A 19,691-nucleotide genomic window follows, 5' to 3' on the forward strand; every position below is an offset into this window, starting at 1 on the left:
CCCGTATTGTAAGTGCTTTGCTAGAGGTTTTACAGAGTAAAAAGCTTACTTTAGTTTGGTATTGGCGGAGTTTCTTTTTTTTGAAAATTCATATTTATAATTGATAAATTTTGAGATATTTAAATTTATCATAGTGTTAATATAAGTAGGTTTAATATTAATCAAGTGTAATATGTGTTATATGAATAAATTGTATAAGAATGAATCTCCAGAAATGATTCTAGCTTTTGAGAGTGCCATAGGTACATTTAAATATTTTTGGCGTGAACTTTATTGGGAATATCGGCGAATTGTTCCTGCTCTAGAACTGGCTTATGTGAAGTGTGCATTTATCCAAGAAAACCCTGAAGATACAAATCAACCTTTGATTGAGTATATGTGGATTGATCAAGTTGATTTTAATGGCAGTACAATTTCAGGAACTTTGTTAAACGACCCTTATATTATTGATAATGTGCAAGCTGGTGAAACAGTAAAGCTTCAATTTGAGTCTATAGTTGATTGGATGTTTCTATCCAATGGCACTGTTCATGGTGGGTTTACAATTCAAGAGTATCGTAAAACTTTAAATGCAATAGATCGTAAAAAATATGATGAGGCGTGGGGGATTGATTTTGGCAACCCTGATGAAATTTTCCTAGTTTATGACCAGAAAAATTGTCCTGAAAATTTAGACGAACATCCTATGTGTAAGAGTATTTTGGATCAGTTCATAAACATTATAAATACAGATCCTACAATCATTAGTGAAAAGGACGAAAGTAGTAATCAATTATTACATCGTGAAGTTATAGCTGGTAATTATTTATTTGTTCAAGAGCTTTTAAGGTTGAATACCAATAAGTTGGAAGTGAATAACCAATCAATGACTCCTTTAGATTTGGCTCATAAGATGGGGTGGACTAATATTGTAAATTTACTTAAGTAATGTCTACTCACACTCTCTAATGGAAGCTTTTTAATAGGCGAAATTTGAGAAAAATAAAATCGACTTTGATCCTAGTAAGAATAAGCTCATCGGAAGATGGGCTTTTTTTTAATTTATAAATTCCCATAGAAAATTCACTTATATTGTATATTTTTCAATCAATTAAAATAAATTAAGTAAAATTAATATATTGTTTTATAATGCTTTTTATCGGAAAATTTTACCAAAAGTTAAAAAAATCTTTATTTTAAATGAAGAGGTTAATGGAAACCTCTTAAATAAAATAAAGGAAATAAAATGGATATTTTAAAATTAATAGGCGGAAATCTGCTCGCCGTGGCTTTTGTAACGGGAACTCAAACAGCACATGCAGAATTTAAACGGTTTTCTGTATCTGCTGGATGGTTGCATGTCATGCCACAAGGGAAAGCAAATCCATTCAACATCAATACTGCTGTAGCAAATGGAACCACTGCCAAAGTCGGAACTATTTCTACTTCAGCATTTATGAAATCCATAGACCCTAATGCAACATTATCAACTGGGGAAAATGCTAAAGAAGTTCTTGATATGGTATTTAGTCATCCAGTCGATGAAAATGGCAATCAACAACAATCGGTTGGTCAGCTATTAGGGCTTGTAGATGAAAATGACATGGTTTCGCCAGATATCACGGGTACAGCAACCATTAAAGGACTAGAACAATGGGAAGGTAAAGGCACAGGGCTTGAAGCAGAAGATGTAGACACTCTGGGTTTAATGTTCAATTACTATGTGAATGAGAACGTGTCTTTACAGTTAATCGGTGGGATTCCTCCAAAAGTTGATATTAAGGGGAAAGGAGAAATCAATGCGCCGTTATCTGGTTTTGCAAATCCTGAAGGGTTAGCTGCTTTGGTTATCGGGGATAAACTTGATTTATTACAAGATATTCCGATCACTAATCTGGGTAATAAATCGAAAGCTGCTACGGTGCGTGCATGGACTCCAGCATTAGAGGCTCAATATCAGTTTGGTAAGGCAGGAGTAAATAAATTCCGTCCATATATTGGTGCCGGAATTATGTATTCACGCTTTTCTAACATTAAGTTAAACGATCAAATTAATTCTGACTTAATTGCTGCGGGGCATATGATTCAGAATGTACTAGATAACAATGCTGGTGCAGCTTTAGATGGCAAAACTTCAAGTGCAAATCCATATGTTCGGGTTAAAGCAACTGATGCGATCGCCCCAATTGTGAGTCTAGGCGCTACTTATGACATCACGCCAAATTGGTATGCTGTTGGTTCAGTGTCTTATGCAAAGTTAAATAACCGCGCAAATATTGATGTGATTGATAGCAAAACAGGTAAGCAATTAATTCATGCCTCAACCAAAGTTGATATTGATCCTTTAATTACTTATTTGGGGGTGGGTTATCGTTTTTAATATCCTCATTTAAATATTAATCTTTCGTTTAGGAAAATTTACGATTTAACCTGTCGTATTTTCTATGCATAGAAAGCCCCGCCAAATATCAATTATTGGTGGGGTTTTTCTTTTTTAACTTATGATATATTGGTTTTTAAAATGATAATTAATATTTTTTAAATATGAAAATATATATTTTTTTTGGTTTCATGATGAGCCTGCTTTCAGCTTGTTCAAATAATTTATTAAATGCTGAACCTCCTAAACAAGCTGTTAATGGAGGTGAACAAGAAGTTCGGAGCTATTCTTTATTGCATGGCGTCAGCACAGCAGAAGCAAATAAAGCATTATTTTTAGAAGCTAACCGAGACTCTGCACTCGATGCTATTGAAAAAGAATTTAAAGGGCGTATCGCTGGTATTTACGTGGAAAACTCGCCTACATATAAAATTGTGGTCAGAGTTAAGGGTTATGGCCATAATGAAAAGCGAAATATAGTAGTAGGAAATGCAATTTCTAAAGGTGATTTGCCTATTGATATTCAATACGGAGCTAAAGAAACTAGAGAAACAGCTAAAGAACAATTAGATAAAGCTACTAAATTAGCCAACAAGTATTTTTCTAAAGTTCAAACTGTTGGGTATGACGAAAAAAGCGGAATTATTTATGTACATGTAAATGGTAAACAAACAACTGAGAATCAAAGAAAAATAGATCAGTTCAAAGCTGCTTGGAATAACCCGAACCTACCATTAGAAATTCATTTAGTTAATTGGTCTATTAAACCACTATAGTTTGTATAATTAATTTTTCTAATATTGATAAAATAACTAAAGTTGATATAGCTGGCGAGAAGGCTGATGGGGTAGTTAAGATTGATATGAGAAAAGATCAGAAACAGCTTAAATATCTTTATACAATTAAAATTACGGATGAAAGTCCTGATGGTTTTCGTATAAGAATAGGAAAACATTGATTCATCTTAATTTAAAAATTAAAGAATCATACTTAGCCTGTTATAGGCAAAGCAGTGTAGTGGTCTGTTTGTGACTTCAAGGAAGAACTTATTGTTTTATGATAAATATCTGAAAGAAATAAGCTTTATATGGTTGGTTAAAGAAAAACCGAAGGTCACTTAAGAGATTAAATCAAAATATAAGAAATATGGTAAAGTTAAAAACCTAATTCAATACATTAAAATTGATATCAAGCTATTGTAGGAAAAACATGGTTAAAATTAAACCTCACCCAGCAACAAGCGGAAATGCATCGGCTGATCGCCTTTTAACTTTGTTAACTGCTTTTAGAATAGGTGATAAATCTTTAACCCTAGCAGAACTCGCTGAACGAACAGAATTAAATAAAGCAACTATCATGCGCTTAATCGTTTCGCTAGAAGATTTTGGTTTTGTTAACCGTCTTTCAGATGGCAGATATACGCTTGCCAGCGAAGTCATGCGTTTAAATACAATTTATCAAGATGCTTTAGATTTAGAACGACATGTTGTGCCTTGTTTACAGCAACTTGTAGATGAAATTGGTGAGACAGCTTCTTTTTATGTTAAACATGGAGCATATCGTCTTTGCCAATATCGAATAAACTCTACCCATCGATTGCGCGTTCATATTCAGCCAGGTGAAGTTCGACCAATGGATGGAGCAGCAGGCGCTCAAGCATTGCGATCAACACACGAACAAGTTTTAGCAAGAACTGATCCTTTTTATTCAACGGGTGTAACAGAACCACACGCAGCTTCAATGGCATTGCCTGTGTTTGATGCTCAAAATGATGTGGTTGGCGCATTGGTTGTTTCAGGTCCATCAAGTCGTTTTACTGCGGAAATTGCAAAATCTGTGGGGGATTTTTTCTTCAAAATTGCAGATGATTTAACGAAAAGTTTAGGTGGTAAGAGTATTCGTAATTAATTCTAATATTTTAAATATAAAAAAGGGGCTAATGATTTAGCCCCTTTTTTATTCGTGTTATTTACGAAGTGCTTTGTGGTTGGTTAAACAAAACGGCTTTCTTTCTAGACATAATGAAAACCATAATAGCCGATACGAGATTCAAGGCTGCAAGTGGAAGTAGGGCTATAGCATGGCTTCCTGTTGCATCATGGATTGCACCATAGATATTCACCATCATGCCGCCACCAATCAGGTTAGCGCATGCGCCAATTGCTGCTAGTCCAGCCGCCGTTGTAGTCGGTGACATCCATGAGGATGCTAAAGCCCAGAATGGACCTTTCACAGAATAAGCACCAATTAAAACGATACTGAGTAAAAAGATTGTGCCAATAAGTGAAGACGTGAGCAAAGCAATTAATAAACCAATTGAGATCATTAATAGAGCGATTGCTGTATGCCAAAGGCGTTCATTTTTACGATCTGAGCTACGACCCCAAAGAATCATGGCAATAGAAGCGATGCCATAAGGAATTGCATTCACTAAACCGATTTCTAAATTACTCAAACCAAATGATTTAATTAATTGAGGTGCCCAAACACTCATTGTACTTCCAGCAGCAGAAGCACCAGAATAAATAATGATCATAGCCCAAATATATTTATTCTTTAGAAGTTGCCATAGTGAAATATGACCAATCGGAGTTTTTTGTTGGCGTTCAAATTGTAGTCTTTCAACTAACCAAGCTTTTTGTTCGCTATTGAGCCATTTTGCCTGTTCTGGTCGATCTGTGAGTACAAATAGGCAAGCGATACCCAGTAAAATCGCAGGAATACCTTCTAAAATAAATAGCCAATGCCATCCGCGCATGCCCATCAAACCATCTAGGGATAACAAAAAACCAGATAATGGTGAACCTAAAAAGTTTGCACCTGGAATTGCCACCATAAATATAGCAATCATTCGGCCTCTATAATTGGCGGGCAACCAATAAGTTAGATATAAAATCACGCCAGGGAAAAAACCAGCCTCGGCAGCGCCTAGCAAAAAGCGCATAATATATAACGATGTGGAGCTTTCAACGAATGCTGTTGCAGCTGAAATTACCCCCCAAGTCACCATAATTCGGGCAATCCATACTTTTGCTCCAAATTTTTGCATGGCGAGGTTGCTGGGTACTTCAAATAGAAAATATGCAAAGAAAAATAAGCTACTGGCAAAACCAAAGGCAGTAGCTGTTAATCCAAGGTCTTCATTCATTTGTAATGAAGCCATACCAATGTTGCCACGGTCAATAATAGCAATCACATAACAAAGCGTTAAAAAAGGCAGCAATCGCCACGCCACCTTGCGCATTGTTTCACGTTCAATCGCACTCGCTTGAGAGTATTCTGTAGACATAAAAAAATCCTTTTTTATATTCAATATTTTAATTGTTCTCGCATCTAAAAGCTTAGAAACAATTGAGTTCCATGATTAGCTATTGAGTAACTTCCAGTTAGCGATAGCTCGTGGGTTTAATAGTTGACCATCCCAAATACTCACAATCTGTTCGAGTGCTAAGAGACCGACGCGATTACGTGAATCTGTTGTGTTTGCTCCTATGTGAGGAGTCACAACCAAGTTAGGTAATTCCCATAATGGATTATCTTTTTCAGGTGGCTCTGAAGAAAAAGTATCTAAACCTGCACCAGCAATTTTATTATTTTTTAGTGCATCAACTAATGCAGCCTGATCAATTAATTCACCACGCGCTGTATTGATTAAGATGCTTGAGCGTTTCATCTTTTCAAATTGGGCGTGAGAAAATAAGTGTCTATTCTCTGCTGTGAGTGGACAATGTAGGCTAATAATATCACTGGTTTCTAAAAGTTTTTCAAAGTCGTGTTCCTGTTCTACGTAATCAAGCTCTGGCAAATTTTGTAGAAATGGATCGTATACTTTTACTTTCATGTTTAAGGGAGCGACTAACTTCATGAGGATGCTGCCGATTGCTCCTAAACCAATTAATCCCAGCGTTTTGCCATATAGCTCCACACCATTTGCACTTGCTTTGTCCCAATGACCTTCTCGAATACGTTGGTCTAACCATGTGACTTGTCGAGCAACATTAAACATGAGTGCAAAAGCGTGTTCGGCAACAGATTGTGCATTTGCGCCTACGGCAATAGTGACAGGAATTTTTCGTTCAGCAGCAGCCTGAGTGTCGATTGTGTCAAAGCCAACACCATGTTTTGCAATTACTTTTAAATTATCTGAAGCAAAAATCATATCCCTAGAAAGTTTGCCTGTTCGCACAATAATTGCATCAGGTTGTTCATCATGGATGAGTTTTTCCATTTCATCTTTTGCCATGTACGGTTCAGTTGGGATCAACTGAATATCATGGGATTGAGCATACAGTAACGCATCTGAAGTTAATGTTGGCCCCGTGATAAGAACTTTACGTTTCATTTTGACTTGCACTCCATTTAAGTATTTTGAGCAAAATACGTCCTTAATAATCCATATTATTAAAACGACATTTCAAAAAAATAGTCAATAGTAAAAATTAAATTTAAAAAGTGGGTAAATTTTAGTTAAATTAAATTTAAAAATGAAATGACATTTCAAAAAAATGCTGTCATATTAATTTGCACAAGAAAACTGATGTAAGGGAAAAGTTATGGCAATTGGTTTTAGAGTGCTAAAAAACGATAGAAAAGTTGAGCAAAAATGGATTGAGCAATATCGAGATCTACCAGTCGCTAATGTCAGTGACTCAATGAATCGAATGACTTCAGGCGGGGCTCAATTAAGACCAATGCATAAAAAGGGATATCTTTGTGGACCTGCCATTACAGTTAAGGCGCGTCCGGGTGACAACTTGATGTTGCACTACGCTATTGATATCGCCCAAGCGGGAGATGTCATTGTGGTTGATGCAGGTGGCGATCTAACCAATGCATTAATTGGAGAGATGATGGTTGCTTATGCCGTTAAAAAAGATATAGCCGGCATTGTTATTAATGGTGCGATTCGTGATTCGGTTGTAATTGGAGAGGGAGATTTTCCACTTTTTGCGGCAGGAGTTTCACATCGAGGACCTTATAAAGACGGACCGGGGGAAATTAATGTACCTATCGCAATCAATGGAATGGTAATTGAACCTGGAGACTTGATTTTAGGGGATAAAGATGGGCTTTTAAGCGTGCCGTATGCAGAAGTAGAAGAAGTTTATCTGAAGGCAAGCGCCAAACATGCTGCCGAACAAAAGCAATTAGAGCAAATCGCCGTAGGTGAAAATGACCGGAGCTGGGTGATCAACAGCTTAAAACAGAAGGGATGCGAATTACCCGAATAAGGTCATTCAAGAATATTCAAGTTCGACGAGAACTAGCGAAGTCAATGGTTGAGCTTCGTTAGCCTCTCAAAAGTTAACTCAATAATTATTAGGTCGCTAATTGAAAAATAGGAAATTTCAATTTGGTCTAGATAATTTCGTCTAAAGGAAAAGGACATGAAACGTAAAGGGATTATTTATTTATCGTTATTAATGAGTATTACATTGCAGCAAGCCCAAGCTGAAAGCGAAGATAACTCAGTGCTAAATGAAAAAATAAGTAAATTACAAGCACAAATAGATTATTTGATGGAGCAGCAGAATTTAAATCAGAATAATGGATTGAAGAAAGCACCTGATTTGATTCAAAACAAAACATCAAACACAGAAACGCCCGTTACGGCTGACCAAACTAAAATTAAATTTTATGGAAATATACGGGTTGATGCCGCATATGATTTTGAAGGTTCAACGCGTTCTATTGCCAATAAAACAGGGTCAATACCATTAGACAATTCAAACTCAACAAGTAAATCATTAAATGTTTCTGCTGCGACTTCACGTGTAGGGGTGGATATCGTTAAGCCGACCTCGAAAGGAGATTTGGTTGGAAAACTAGAAGCTGATTTCATGGGAAGTGGCGGAGATAACGGTAATGGTTCGGTTCGGGTTAGACATGCGTATATTTCACTAGGAAATTGGTTGATTGGTCAAACCACTTCACCTTTTGTGAATAGTGATACAGCTCCAAGTTTGGTTGATTTTACAGGCGCGATGGGTACAGGAACTCAGCGTAATATCCAAATCCGTTATCAGCACGTTGTTGATGCCAAACAAAAATTATTAGTCGCTTTGGAAGGCGGTGATGTTGAAAATAAAAATGTAGAAGGCGGCAGCCGTTTTCCTGCATTAACCATGCGATATGAATTTAAGAATCCAGATTTTTTGGTTCAATTGCACGGAATGGTACATGAAAATCGAGCAATTTCTGACACGAATGAGGAGCAAACTAAACTTGCTTGGGGTGCTGGATTAGGCACAAAGTATAAGCTTTCTGAAAATGACTCAGTTGTGTTTAATTACTATCACATAGCGGGTGATAACCGTTACATGCTTTATTCAAAAGATAATGATGCATTCTACTTTGATCAAAATCGAATGTATTTAAGTGAATTTGATTCTGTCGAGTTAGGATATATGCGCAAATGGAATGAAAACTTACGCTCTTCTTTGTCTGCTGGTAGCCTTGTCTATAAAGATTCAAATTTTTCAGAAAATAACCCTGATCAAAATAAAAGGCTAATCAATGCAAGCGTCAATTTATTTTGGGCGCCTGTAGAGAAACTCGATCTTGGTGTGGAATATACCTATGGTAAGAGAGAAACTTTTTCAGATTTAGAAGGGAAGTTATCTCGAATCAACTTATTAGGTCGATACAATTTTTAATGTAATCACAGCCACTTTAATATCAAAAGTGGCTTTCTTTTATCTGAGAAGGGCTAATATTGTGGAACAAATTAATTATGCCAATGCAAGATCACAATTTTCAAAGGTCATGGAAAGAGTGCTGTTAGGTTACGCCGTAAAAATTACACGAAAAGAGAAAGACTCTGTGGTTCTAATCAGTGAAAAGGCATATCTTGAATATAAAAATGCGATGTTTGAGCTTAATAAATTAAAAAACAAAGATTTTTAACTTCCAATAATCTGCTTCTCAAGCATCTCCATAAAAGTTTTTAAAATAATATTGTGGTTTTTGCCTTTGTGAGTAATTAAGCAAATGGGTGTGCTGTAATGCATTTTTTCCTTTGAAACGGCTTGCATAAAACCATCTTCAACCCATTTTTTTGCATAGTGGTCGGGTAAAAAACCCAAGAATTTTCCGGTTAAAATCAAAAATGCAATTCCTTCACGGTCACTTGCTGTCGCTTTACAGTCTAAAAGCTGATGCAACTTTGCTGCTTCAGGTGTAATTGCATAATTAGGAAGTACAGCTTGCCATTTTTTTAATTCATCTAAATCCATCTTGCTACATTTACCAAACAAGGGATGGTTTTTGCCACAATATAAAAATGAACTTTCGCTATATAAATCAAAATAGTCTAGGCCAGACAGCGGAGTCACAAGGGGAATTGCTCCAGCATGTAAACGGTTGTCTAGCACACGGCACTCAATATCTGAAAGTGTGCTCATGCTAATGTTAATGATCACTTCAGAATGTTCTTCGGCAAGTTGTGCCAGCGTATTGGTAATGTAGCCACTTGGCATGGTCACGAGGTTATTAATAATACCTATATTAAACTCACCCTTTAGACGGTTATGCATTTGATTGACTTTAGAGCGGAAGTCTTCGATAGAAGCGGTGAGCACTTCTATATATTCTAAAATTTCACGACCTTCATCAGTTAAGGCAAACCCTGCGCGGCCACGTTGGCATAACCGAATGCCTAGACGGTTTTCTAAATCACTCATATGCAAACTAATTGCAGAACGACTAATACCAAGAATACTTTCGGCAGACGTAAAGCTGTGACAGTCACAAACCGTTTTAAACACTTTAAGTAATTTAATATCAAAATCAGTGACTTGATTTAATTTTTTAGGTTTCATTTAGTTTTGTTTTTTTAAATCTAAACTCAAGATAATTTGAATTTATCAAAACTATAGTGCTATGTACACTCAAAAAATAGCCTCAAAACAAGAAGAGTGATTATGTTTGATATCGACAAATTAATTGATGACGATGCAGCATCGGAAACCGTTCAATCAAATGCTCAGATGAGCTTAAATTATCAAGCGCATTGGATGCCATTTTCCGCAAATCGTAATTTCCATAAAGATCCGCGCATGATTGTTGGTGCTAAAGGATCATATTTAATTGATAGCACTGGCCGTGAAGTCTATGACTCATTATCAGGTCTGTGGACTTGCGGTGCTGGGCATACACTTTCTGAAATTCAGCAAGCCGTGAGTACTCAGTTGGCAAAGTTGGATTACTCACCAGCATTTCAATTTGGTCATCCTTTGTCGTTTCAATTGGCTGAACGAATTATTCAGCTTATGCCTGAAAAATTGCAGCATGTGTTCTTTACCGACTCAGGCTCAGAGTCTGCCGACACCGCAATTAAAATGGCGCGTGCCTATTGGCGCATTAAAGGTAAACCAAGCAAGACTAAATTGATTGGTCGTGCCCGTGGCTATCATGGTGTAAACGTTGCGGGGACAAGTCTTGGCGGTATTGGTGGTAACCGTAAAATGTTTGGTCAACTTATGGATGTAGACCACTTACCGCATACCTTGCAGCCCGATTTAAGTTTTACCAAAGGCTGTGCTGAAACAGGTGGCGTAGAGCTTGCCAATGAAATGCTTAAGTTAATTGAGCTACATGATGCTTCGAATATTGCCGCAGTTATTGTAGAGCCAGTGTCAGGTTCGGCAGGATGTATTGTGCCGCCGACTGGTTATTTAAAACGCTTAAGAGAAATCTGCGATCAACACGATATCTTACTTATTTTTGACGAAGTCATTACTGGTTTTGGGCGAATGGGGAAATGGACGGCTTCAGAATATTTTGATGTCACACCAGATATTTTAAATTTTGCCAAACAAATTACCAACGGCGCTATTCCACTGGGTGGCGTGGTGGCAAGCCATGAAATTTATGATGCCTTTATGCAGCAAGATTTACCTGAACATGTGGTTGAGTTTACCCATGGTTATACCTATTCGGCGCATCCTGTTGCCTGTGCGGCGGCTTTAGCGACGCTTGATGTTTTAGAGAAGAAAAATTTAATTCATCAATCGGCTGATTTGGCTCCAAGCTTTGAAAAACTCTTACATGAATTAAAAGGCGCCCCAAACATTCTTGATATACGTAACTGCGGGCTAATTGGCGCTGTGCAATTAGCACCGCGTGATGGCGATGCGACGATTCGTGGTTTTGAAATTGGTATGCAGCTTTGGAAAGCAGGTTTCTATGTCCGTTTTGGCGGAGATACGCTTCAGTTTGGCCCAATGTTTAATAGTACAGAGGCAGAGTTGCAACGACTCATGAATGCCGTCGGTGAGGCAATTTATCAAGTGAAATAATACTGATTGACTTAGAACTTAATTGGACAAGATGAATAGACACAAGGAATAAAGATGAACACTTTAGAGAATTTTGACAGCAACACTGGCGCTCACACAGACACAAATCAGAGCCAACAAACCATTAAAGTAGTAGGGCATTTTATTGATGGTGGACTTGTCACTAAAACTACCAAGAAACAACCTGTTTATAACCCAGCGACAGGTGAGAGTACAAAAGAAGTTGCACTTGCAGATACAGAGTTGGTCAATCAAGTGGTTCAAATTGCAGAGCAGGCTTTTCCAGCATGGCGTGATACACCAGTGATTAAACGTGCTCGTGTGATGTTTAAATTTAAGCAATTACTCGAAGAAAATGCTGACAAGCTTTGCCAACTCATTGGAGAAGAACACGGAAAAATTTGCCACGATGCCAAAGGTGAATTACAACGTGGGATTGAAAATGTTGAGTATGCATGTGGTGCGCCTGAGTTTTTAAAAGGTGAATATTCAAAAAATGTGGGTCCAGATATTGATTCGTGGAGTGAGTTCCAGCCGTTAGGTGTGGTTGCAGGTATTACGCCTTTTAACTTTCCTGCAATGGTTCCGTTGTGGATGTTCCCGATGGCGATAGTTTGCGGTAACTGTTTTATTTTAAAACCTTCGGAAAAAGCGCCTTCTGCTGCCTTATTTTTAGCGGAGCTTTTAAAACAAGCTGGCTTGCCTGATGGTGTTTTTAGCGTTGTAAATGGCGATAAAGAAGCGGTTGATACGTTGTTACATCATCCTAAAATTCAAGCGGTTAGCTTTGTCGGTTCAACGCCTATTGCAGAGTACATATACCGTACAGCAACGGCGAGTGGTAAGCGCTGCCAAGCTTTAGGTGGAGCAAAAAATCATGCGATTATTATGCCTGATGCTGATATTGATAATGTCGTGACTTCTTTGTTAGGGGCGGCGTTTGGCTCATCTGGCGAACGTTGTATGGCATTATCAGTCGCAGTTGCAATTGGTGATGAAGTTGCCGATGTTGTGATCGAAAAATTAAAACAAGAAATGAAGCAATTGAAGTTTGGGCACTATGCAGATGAGCGTAATGACTTCGGACCGCTCATTACGCAAGCACATAAAGACAAAGTGCAAGCTTTTATTCAAAGTGCAGAGCAACAAGGTGCTAAAATTGTTGTGGATGGTCGTGATGCAAAACCGGCAGGTTATGAAAACGGTTTTTTTGTTGGGCCGACTTTAATTGACCAAGTTTCGCCAGACATGACAAGTTACCAGCAAGAAATATTTGGTCCTGTTTTACAGGTCATTCGTGTACAAACCATGCAAGATGCAATGCAACTGATTAATGACCATGAATATGGTAATGGAACGTGTATTTACACTCGTGATGGCGAGGCTGCACGTTATTTTACGAGCAATATTCAAGTCGGTATGGTTGGGGTCAATGTGCCATTACCTGTACCAGTTGCGTATCATAGCTTTGGTGGTTGGAAGCGTTCATTGTTCGGTGATTTATATGCGTATGGGCCAGATGGTGTGCGTTTTTATACACGCCGTAAAACCATTACCCAACGTTGGCCTTCAACTCAGCTTCGTGAAGCTAAACAATTTGCTATGCCTACATTAAATTAATCAATAAAAAGGGAAAACTCTGATTTTCCCTTTTTTGTTTCGTACAAGTTGGAGAAGTACATTTTTAAGACGGTTTTAAAATCAGTTTGTCAATTTGAAGGAATCGAATATGAACAATGATAAAACAATAAAATTAAGTGAAGGACTTTCTAATCGACATGTCACCATGATTAGTATTGGTGGCGTTATTGGTGCAGGTTTATTTGTAGGTTCTTCTGCAGCAATTGCAAAAGCAGGCCCAGCCGCCGTACTCGCTTATATAATTACAAGTATTTTAGTTTTTCTGGTTATGCGCATGCTGGGTGAAATGGCGGTCGCGCAACCTGACACAGGTTCATTTTCTACATATGCCCGTAAAGCAATTGGCCCTTGGGCTGGGTTTACCATTGGATGGTTATATTGGTGGTTTTGGGTGTTGGTGATTCCCATTGAAGCCATTGCTGGAGCTGAAATTTTACATGCTTGGTTCCCGCAAATTTCTAGTGCCGTTTATGCATTTACCTTTATTATTTTACTCAGTCTAGCTAATTTTTTTAGTACCAAAAGCTTTGGTGAATTTGAGTTTTGGTTTGCACTCATTAAAGTCATTGCGATTGTAGTTTTTATTATCATTGGAGCAATGGCTGTCTTTGGAATGTGGCCTTTAGCAACAAATGTGAGTGGTGTTGGTAACCTATTTTCAAATGGTGGTTTTATGCCACACGGAATGGGCGGTGTTTTATCAGCCATTTTAATCTCGGCATTTTCATTTTTTGGAATAGAAATTCTTTCTATTGCAGCGGCAGAATCTAAAAATCCAGAAGAAAAAATTAAACGTGCAACGAATTTAGTACTTTATCGAATTATTTTATTCTTTGTTGTTTCGATTTTTCTTGCGGTTGCCTTGGTCGATTGGCGTTCGCCAGACTTACAAAAGTTCGGGACCTTTCAGTTTGTATTGATGAGTTTAAATGTACCTGAAACTAAATTGATTATGGATGCCGTCGTTTTTATTGCAGTTGCAAGCTGTATGAATGCCGCAGTTTATACCTCGTCTCGAATGTTATTTGCCTTAGGTACACGCCATGAAGCACCGAGTGTTGTGACAAAAATTAATAGAGCAGGTGTGCCGACTTCAGCCGTATTTTTATCTACTTTGGTTGGTGTGATTTGCTGTGCGGTGAACTATATGTTCCCAGGTCAAGTCTTTGGATTCTTGCTATCCACCACAGGCTCAATTGCTTTACTGGTTTACTTAGTAATCGCATTTTCTCAACTACGGTTAAGACATAAATTGGAAAAAGAGGGCGCAGCTATATCTTTTAAAATGTGGCTGTTCCCTTGGTTAACGTGGTTTGTAATTTTAGTGATTATGACTGTTTTAGGTTATATGTTCTTATCACCTACCTATAGTTATGAAACTACTTTATCTTTAGGGGTAACTTTATTGGTGGTCATTTGCGGGTTGTTTGTCACGCGAAAGCGTAAAGCAACCAGATCGGTTGCCATGAATTTAGACTAATTAAAAAAGAGTTTATAAAGACTTTGTGTAGTGAAATTTTATTCATCTATGCAAAGTCTTTTTGTTTTATTAGATTTTCAATAGTGTCTGTTAAATTTTCTATTCAGAAAAAAGTTCAAAACATACTCTTCTTAACCATTGGTTGCTTGGTGTTTGGTGAACTCGTGCATGCCAATGCTGCTTTACGCTATAAGTCGGAAAATGATAAGGCGGTTCTAAAACTTTTAAACCACCTCTGACTAAAAGCACCTGACTTAAATAATGAGGAATAGTCGCAATCGCGTCTGTGTCTTGAACAACCAAGCCAACCCCTAAATAGCTTGGCAAACGAACCAGAATATTTCGGTTTACTCCCAGTTTTTGTAACTCATGCTCCAGCACGTAGTGTCCACCCGTTGCAAAAATATCGACATGTAGCTCTTGGCGAAATTCTTGATCTGAAAGCGTTGTACCTGTAAGTCTCGGGTGTTCTTTACTAGCAATGCAAACATAACGTTGTTGGAAAAGCGTTTGTTGATAAAAACCTGCTTCAAGCTGAGGCAAAAAACCAATGGCTAAATCAATCTCTCCATTTGACATCATCACTGGCGTATTGGCATCAATTGGGATAATTTCCAAGCGAATGTTGGGTGCATGGGCACGTAAATAATTGATCAGTTTAGGTAATAAAACCAGATGACTAATATCAGTCATGCTGATTTTAAATTGATAATTTGAAGTCTGGGGATCAAATTCAATATTGTAGTTTTGAACCAGTTTTAGTCGGTTCAGAATTTCTACAATCAGTGGATATATTTGTTTAGATAACTCAGTAGGTTGCATTTTATTTTCAATACGGACAAAAAGTGGGTCCTGAAAATGCTCACGTAATTTATTTAACGCAATACTTAAAGTGGGTTGTCCAATTTCAAGCTGTTCGGCAGCTTTAGACACACTGCTATGTTTATAAATTTCAAAGAAAATTTGTAAAAGCCGAGTATCAAGATCAAACACTTTAATTTCCTTGTATTGATTTTATCAATACAGACTATTGTTTTTTGTGCATGGATTCAACAATTTTCGATTGTTACATTGATGATTAAGGAAGAATAGGCCGTGAAAGTACAAAGCATTCTTGTACAAATTGGCCTTAAATAGAGGATCTGAAATGGAACAGTTAGCAACGTTAGATGACTTACCAAAACGTTATCTTGGTCAACTTGAAGAATCAAATTTAGTCCCTTTATGGCCAAGTTTACGCAATGTATTACCTCCACATAAACCGATGCCGCAGACCGTAGCAACCGCTTGGTATTTTCAGAATATTAAACCTTTATTGCTCGAAGCAGGTGAGTTAACACCAATTGAAAAAGCTGAACGCCGTGTATTGGTTTTAGCAAATCCCGGACATGGTCTGGAAAATATGAAAGCCAGTTCGGTCATGTATCTTGGTATGCAGCTTTTATTGCCAAAAGAGTGGGCTCCATCACATCGACATACCCCAAATGCAGTACGTCTGATTGTTGAGGGTGAAGGTGCATATACGACGGTTGAAGGTCAAAAATGCATGATGGAGCATGGAGATTTAATCCTTACACCATCAGGGCTTTGGCATGAACATGGACATGATGGCGATGAGCCTGTGATTTGGTTAGATGTACTGGATTTACCTTTGGTTTATTACATGGAAGCTTCTTATGTACAACCGGGTGAAATCCAAAAAGTGACCAGTGCCGGAAATGCTCATCATTATGGAACGGGCATTGTACCAACAGCACATTTTACCCGTGAAAATGCCTCGTATCCGATCATGCGCTACTCGTGGAAAGAAACCAAAAAAGTTTTGCATGCGCTTGCAGATGATAAAAACCATCAAGCCCCAATTCAGGTGACTTACATCAATCCTGAAACTGGTGATGACTGCCAAAATATTATTGGTTACTCCGCTTTAATGCTCAGACCAAATGAAACTTTACAGCTCCAACCGCGCTCTACTGCCCAAATTTTTCATGTGATTGATGGTCAGCTCCAAGTCAAAATCGATCAGAAAGATTTCAATTTAAATAAAGCTGATACGGCATGTGCGCCATGTTTTTCTCATATTGATTTAATCAATACCTCAGATCAACCATGTTATTTGTTTATTGCAGATGAAGCGCCCTTACAACGGAAACTGGGTTTGTACTCTGTGCGTGAGCGTCAGTAAATAGAATATTTTATAAGGATATAAATCATGTCAAATACTCAACAACCGATATTAATTGCTGGTGGCGGCATTGGCGGGTTTGCAGCTGCACTCGCTTTGGCAAAACAAGGCTTTAAGGTGCAGGTTTTTGAACAAGCCCCTGAAATTGGTGAGATCGGTGCAGGAATTCAACTAGGGCCAAACGCATTTCATGCCTTTGATGCGCTAGGAATTGGTGAGATTGCTCGCAGTAAAGCGGTCTATACCGACTATATGGTCATGCATGATGCGATTGATGAATATCAGGTCGGCAAAATTCCAACCGATGAAAAATTCCGTGAACGTTTCGGTAACCCATATGCGGTGATTCACCGTGCTGATATTCATGGTTCATTGGTCGAAGGCGCTAAACAATACGGCAACTTGGAAATTATCACTAATTGTCATATTCAAAAAGTTGAGCAAGATGATGCTGGCGTAACGATTACCGATCAAAACGGGAAACAATATCATGGTCAGGCACTTATCGGTGCTGATGGGGTTAAATCGGTTGTGCGTGATACCTATGTGGGTGATCCAGCATTGGTTACAGGTCATGTGGTTTACCGTGCTGTTGTACCTGAAAGCGAGTTTCCCGAAGACTTGAAATGGAATGCAGCCAGTATTTGGGTAGGACCAAATTGTCACCTTGTGCATTATCCACTACGCGGTGGAAAGGAATATAACGTTGTGGTGACGTTCCATAGCCGTGAGCAAGAACAGTGGGGCGTAACCGATGGCTCTAAAGAAGAAGTGCTGTCTTATTTTCAAGGAATTTGCCCGAAAGCTCGTCAATTAATTGAGTTACCTAAAAGCTGGCGCCGCTGGGCAACCGCAGACCGTGAACCGATTGAAACATGGACTTTTGGCCGTGTGACATTACTTGGAGATGCAGCACATCCAACCACGCAATATATGGCGCAGGGTGCATGTATGGCGATGGAAGACGCCGTAACTTTAGGTGAAGCATTACGTGTTACCGACCATGACATTTTAAAAGCTTTTGATATTTACCAAAAAGCACGTGTGGCACGTACAGCACGCATTGTTTTGTCTTCACGTGAAATGGGCAAAATTTACCATGCCAAAGGTGTGCAACGCTTAGTTCGCAACGATTTGTGGCGTGGACGTCCTACTGAACGTTTTTATGATGCAATGGAATGGTTATATGGCTGGAATGTCAATAACTGCCTTGATGCAGTGAAAAACTATCAAGGGAATGTAGCATGAAACTTTATAGCTTTTTCCGTAGCGGTACATCACACCGAACCCGCATAGTTTTGAACCTAAAGGGTTTGGCTTATGAAGCAGCTTATATCTCGCTCGCTAAAAATGAACACCATCAGGCTGCTTTTAAAACTTTAAATCCGCAAGGGTTTGTACCCGTACTTGAAACTGAATCGGGGAACTTGTTGCAAAGTCCAGCCATTATCGAATGGCTAGAAGAACAATATCCCGAACCCGCTTTATTGCCTACAGATGCATTGGGTCGTGAAAAAGTCCGTGCCATTGCTGCATTAGTTGGATGCGATGTTCACCCCTTAAACAACAAACGTGTTCTTGAATATCTACGCCAGAACTTAGGGCTGGATGATGCACAAATCAATGCATGGTGTGCCAAGTGGATTCAGGATGGATTTGCTGCTTTAGAGCATATTTTGGAACAAGACCAGAATCGCGAAAAGTTCTGCTATGGCAATCAACCGACCATTGCAGATGCCTATTTAGTTCCACAAGTAGTGTCTGCTGAGCGTTTTAAAGTCGATTTATCGGCTTATCCAAATATTAATGAAATTTACCAACATTGCATGACCTTAGAAGCATTTCAAAAAGCAGCACCTGAACAGCAGGCCGATGCATTTTGAGTCGTGATTAACCTAATAGAAGGAATTTAACATGTCATTTATTTTTGAACCAATGACCACTGCAGGTCTATTTATTCACGGCTCAGAGCATAAATTTCCAGTACGCCGTGTGTATTGTGTCGGCCGTAACTACGCTGCTCATGCACGTGAAATGGGTTTTGACCCAGACCGCGAACCACCATTTTTCTTTTGTAAGCCAAATGACCTTGAATCGGTTGTTCCGGTAAATACAGATGCGGTTGATATTCCATATCCATCTGAAACTTCAAATTTTCATTATGAAATTGAGTTGGTTGTTGCAATTGGTAAAGATGCCAAAAATGTCTCGGTTGAGGATGCAGTGAACTATATCTATGGCTATGCCGTTGGTTTAGATATGACACGCCGTGACTTACAGATGGCAATGCGTGAAAAAGGTCGCCCATGGGAAATCGGTAAGGCTTTTGATTTTTCTGCACCAGTTGGGCCAATTCATCCGATTACTCAAACGGGTGAAATCAATAATGCCGATATCCATTTAACGGTAAATGGTAAAACCGAACAGCACAGTGATGTCAGTCACCTGATTTGGTCTGTGGCTGAAACGATTGCCAATTTGTCTACATTATTTGAACTAAAAGCAGGTGATTTGATTTTTACAGGAACTCCAGAAGGCGTGGGTGCGGTAGTGAAAGGTGATGTTATGCGTGCAGATATTACCGGACTGACTGGAATTACGGTGAATGTGAAATAAATCAAATTGATCTGATTTATTGAAATAGGTGCTCAACCTAAATAAAAAATACAGTTGGGCACCTTTGCTAAGGATTGCATATACGCCAATGTATTGGCGAAAGGAGCTCTC

18 protein-coding genes and 1 pseudogene are annotated in these 19,691 nt (G+C 38.5%); 15 read left to right on the plus strand and 4 right to left on the minus strand.

Annotation, left to right across the window (positions count from 1 at the left end; translation table 11 throughout):
• Window positions 1–214: 214 nt before the first annotated feature.
• From K6I41_RS08655 to K6I41_RS08675, 5 genes and pseudogenes are all read left to right on the plus strand, one after another.
• Window positions 215–928: a DUF2314 domain-containing protein gene (locus K6I41_RS08655; RefSeq protein ID WP_192834993.1), complete on the plus strand. Its 714-nt coding sequence runs from the start codon at window positions 215–217 to the stop codon at window positions 926–928.
• A 297-nt stretch (window positions 929–1,225) separates the two neighbouring features.
• A complete protein-coding gene (locus K6I41_RS08660) occupies window positions 1,226–2,359 on the plus strand; it encodes an OmpW/AlkL family protein (protein ID WP_199945655.1) in 1,134 nt (377 codons plus the stop codon).
• Between the two features lie 194 nt (window positions 2,360–2,553).
• Window positions 2,554–3,135, plus strand: a complete 582-nt coding sequence (locus tag K6I41_RS08665; RefSeq protein ID WP_250375649.1) for a hypothetical protein — start codon at window positions 2,554–2,556, stop codon at window positions 3,133–3,135.
• Between the two features lie 38 nt (window positions 3,136–3,173).
• A pseudogene (locus K6I41_RS08670) lies at window positions 3,174–3,317 on the plus strand (hypothetical protein); the annotation flags it as partial.
• 251 nt (window positions 3,318–3,568) lie between these two features.
• Window positions 3,569–4,267, plus strand: a complete 699-nt coding sequence (locus tag K6I41_RS08675; RefSeq protein WP_250375650.1) for an IclR family transcriptional regulator — start codon at window positions 3,569–3,571, stop codon at window positions 4,265–4,267.
• Window positions 4,268–4,328: 61 nt separating this feature from the next.
• Here K6I41_RS08675 and K6I41_RS08680 read toward each other — a convergent pair whose 3' ends face one another.
• Window positions 4,329–5,648: an MFS transporter gene (locus K6I41_RS08680; protein ID WP_005305612.1), complete on the minus strand. Its 1,320-nt coding sequence runs from the start codon at window positions 5,646–5,648 to the stop codon at window positions 4,329–4,331.
• A gap of 75 nt (window positions 5,649–5,723) precedes the next feature.
• Window positions 5,724–6,713 (minus strand): hydroxyacid dehydrogenase, encoded by a 990-nt coding sequence (locus K6I41_RS08685; RefSeq protein ID WP_080973570.1) that lies wholly within the window; start codon window positions 6,711–6,713, stop codon window positions 5,724–5,726.
• 199 nt (window positions 6,714–6,912) lie between these two features.
• On the opposite strand from K6I41_RS08685, the gene K6I41_RS08690 reads away from it, so the two are divergent.
• The 3 genes from K6I41_RS08690 (at window position 6,913) to K6I41_RS08700 (ending at window position 9,265) form a co-directional block, all read left to right on the plus strand.
• Window positions 6,913–7,590 carry an RraA family protein gene (locus K6I41_RS08690; protein ID WP_250375651.1) on the plus strand — a complete coding sequence of 226 codons (678 nt, stop codon included), beginning with the start codon at window positions 6,913–6,915 and terminating at the stop codon, window positions 7,588–7,590.
• Between the two features lie 156 nt (window positions 7,591–7,746).
• The gene (locus tag K6I41_RS08695) at window positions 7,747–9,015 is read left to right on the plus strand and encodes a DcaP family trimeric outer membrane transporter (protein ID WP_250375652.1); all 1,269 of its coding nucleotides are present in this window, start codon (window positions 7,747–7,749) and stop codon (window positions 9,013–9,015) included.
• 61 nt (window positions 9,016–9,076) lie between these two features.
• A complete protein-coding gene (locus K6I41_RS08700) occupies window positions 9,077–9,265 on the plus strand; it encodes a type II toxin-antitoxin system Phd/YefM family antitoxin (RefSeq protein ID WP_016138054.1) in 189 nt (62 codons plus the stop codon).
• Here K6I41_RS08700 and K6I41_RS08705 read toward each other — a convergent pair.
• Window positions 9,262–10,179 (minus strand): LysR family transcriptional regulator, encoded by a 918-nt coding sequence (locus tag K6I41_RS08705; protein WP_250375653.1) that lies wholly within the window; start codon window positions 10,177–10,179, stop codon window positions 9,262–9,264. The genes K6I41_RS08700 and K6I41_RS08705 overlap by 4 nt on opposite strands.
• A 96-nt stretch (window positions 10,180–10,275) precedes the next feature.
• Here K6I41_RS08705 and aptA point away from each other — a divergent pair, with 96 nt between their 5' ends.
• The 3 genes from aptA to K6I41_RS08720 all read left to right on the plus strand — a co-directional run bounded on the left by aptA (window position 10,276) and on the right by K6I41_RS08720 (window position 14,779).
• The gene (gene aptA / locus K6I41_RS08710) at window positions 10,276–11,658 is read left to right on the plus strand and encodes an omega-aminotransferase AptA (protein ID WP_250375654.1); all 1,383 of its coding nucleotides are present in this window, start codon (window positions 10,276–10,278) and stop codon (window positions 11,656–11,658) included.
• 54 nt (window positions 11,659–11,712) lie between these two features.
• On the plus strand, window positions 11,713–13,278 hold the full coding sequence (locus K6I41_RS08715) for a CoA-acylating methylmalonate-semialdehyde dehydrogenase (protein ID WP_250375655.1): 1,566 nt from the start codon (window positions 11,713–11,715) through the stop codon (window positions 13,276–13,278).
• Window positions 13,279–13,387: 109 nt separating this feature from the next.
• Entirely contained in the window at window positions 13,388–14,779 is a 1,392-nt protein-coding gene (locus tag K6I41_RS08720; RefSeq protein ID WP_250375656.1) for an amino acid permease, read from the plus strand.
• Between the two features lie 99 nt (window positions 14,780–14,878).
• Here K6I41_RS08720 and K6I41_RS08725 read toward each other — a convergent pair whose 3' ends face one another.
• On the minus strand, window positions 14,879–15,772 hold the full coding sequence (locus K6I41_RS08725; RefSeq protein WP_250375657.1) for a LysR family transcriptional regulator: 894 nt from the start codon (window positions 15,770–15,772) through the stop codon (window positions 14,879–14,881).
• Window positions 15,773–15,926: 154 nt separating this feature from the next.
• Between K6I41_RS08725 and K6I41_RS08730 the strand changes: the two genes are divergently transcribed.
• The 4 genes from K6I41_RS08730 to K6I41_RS08745 are packed head-to-tail and all read left to right on the plus strand — an operon-like array spanning window position 15,927 to window position 19,580.
• Entirely contained in the window at window positions 15,927–16,964 is a 1,038-nt protein-coding gene (locus K6I41_RS08730) for a cupin domain-containing protein (protein WP_016145351.1), read from the plus strand.
• A gap of 27 nt (window positions 16,965–16,991) precedes the next feature.
• Window positions 16,992–18,212 carry a 3-hydroxybenzoate 6-monooxygenase gene (locus K6I41_RS08735; protein WP_151767568.1) on the plus strand — a complete coding sequence of 407 codons (1,221 nt, stop codon included), beginning with the start codon at window positions 16,992–16,994 and terminating at the stop codon, window positions 18,210–18,212.
• Window positions 18,209–18,847 carry a maleylacetoacetate isomerase gene (gene maiA, locus K6I41_RS08740; protein WP_250375658.1) on the plus strand — a complete coding sequence of 213 codons (639 nt, stop codon included), beginning with the start codon at window positions 18,209–18,211 and terminating at the stop codon, window positions 18,845–18,847. The genes K6I41_RS08735 and maiA overlap by 4 nt, the downstream gene beginning before the upstream one ends.
• Window positions 18,848–18,878: 31 nt before the next feature.
• A complete protein-coding gene (locus K6I41_RS08745) occupies window positions 18,879–19,580 on the plus strand; it encodes a fumarylacetoacetate hydrolase family protein (RefSeq protein ID WP_167563540.1) in 702 nt (233 codons plus the stop codon).
• The last annotated feature ends 111 nt before the right edge of the window (window positions 19,581–19,691 follow it).

Origin of the sequence: Acinetobacter sp. AS23 (assembly GCF_023612055.1) — a bacterium.
In the GTDB taxonomy this organism is placed as follows: Bacteria; Pseudomonadota; Gammaproteobacteria; order Pseudomonadales; family Moraxellaceae; genus Acinetobacter; species Acinetobacter oleivorans.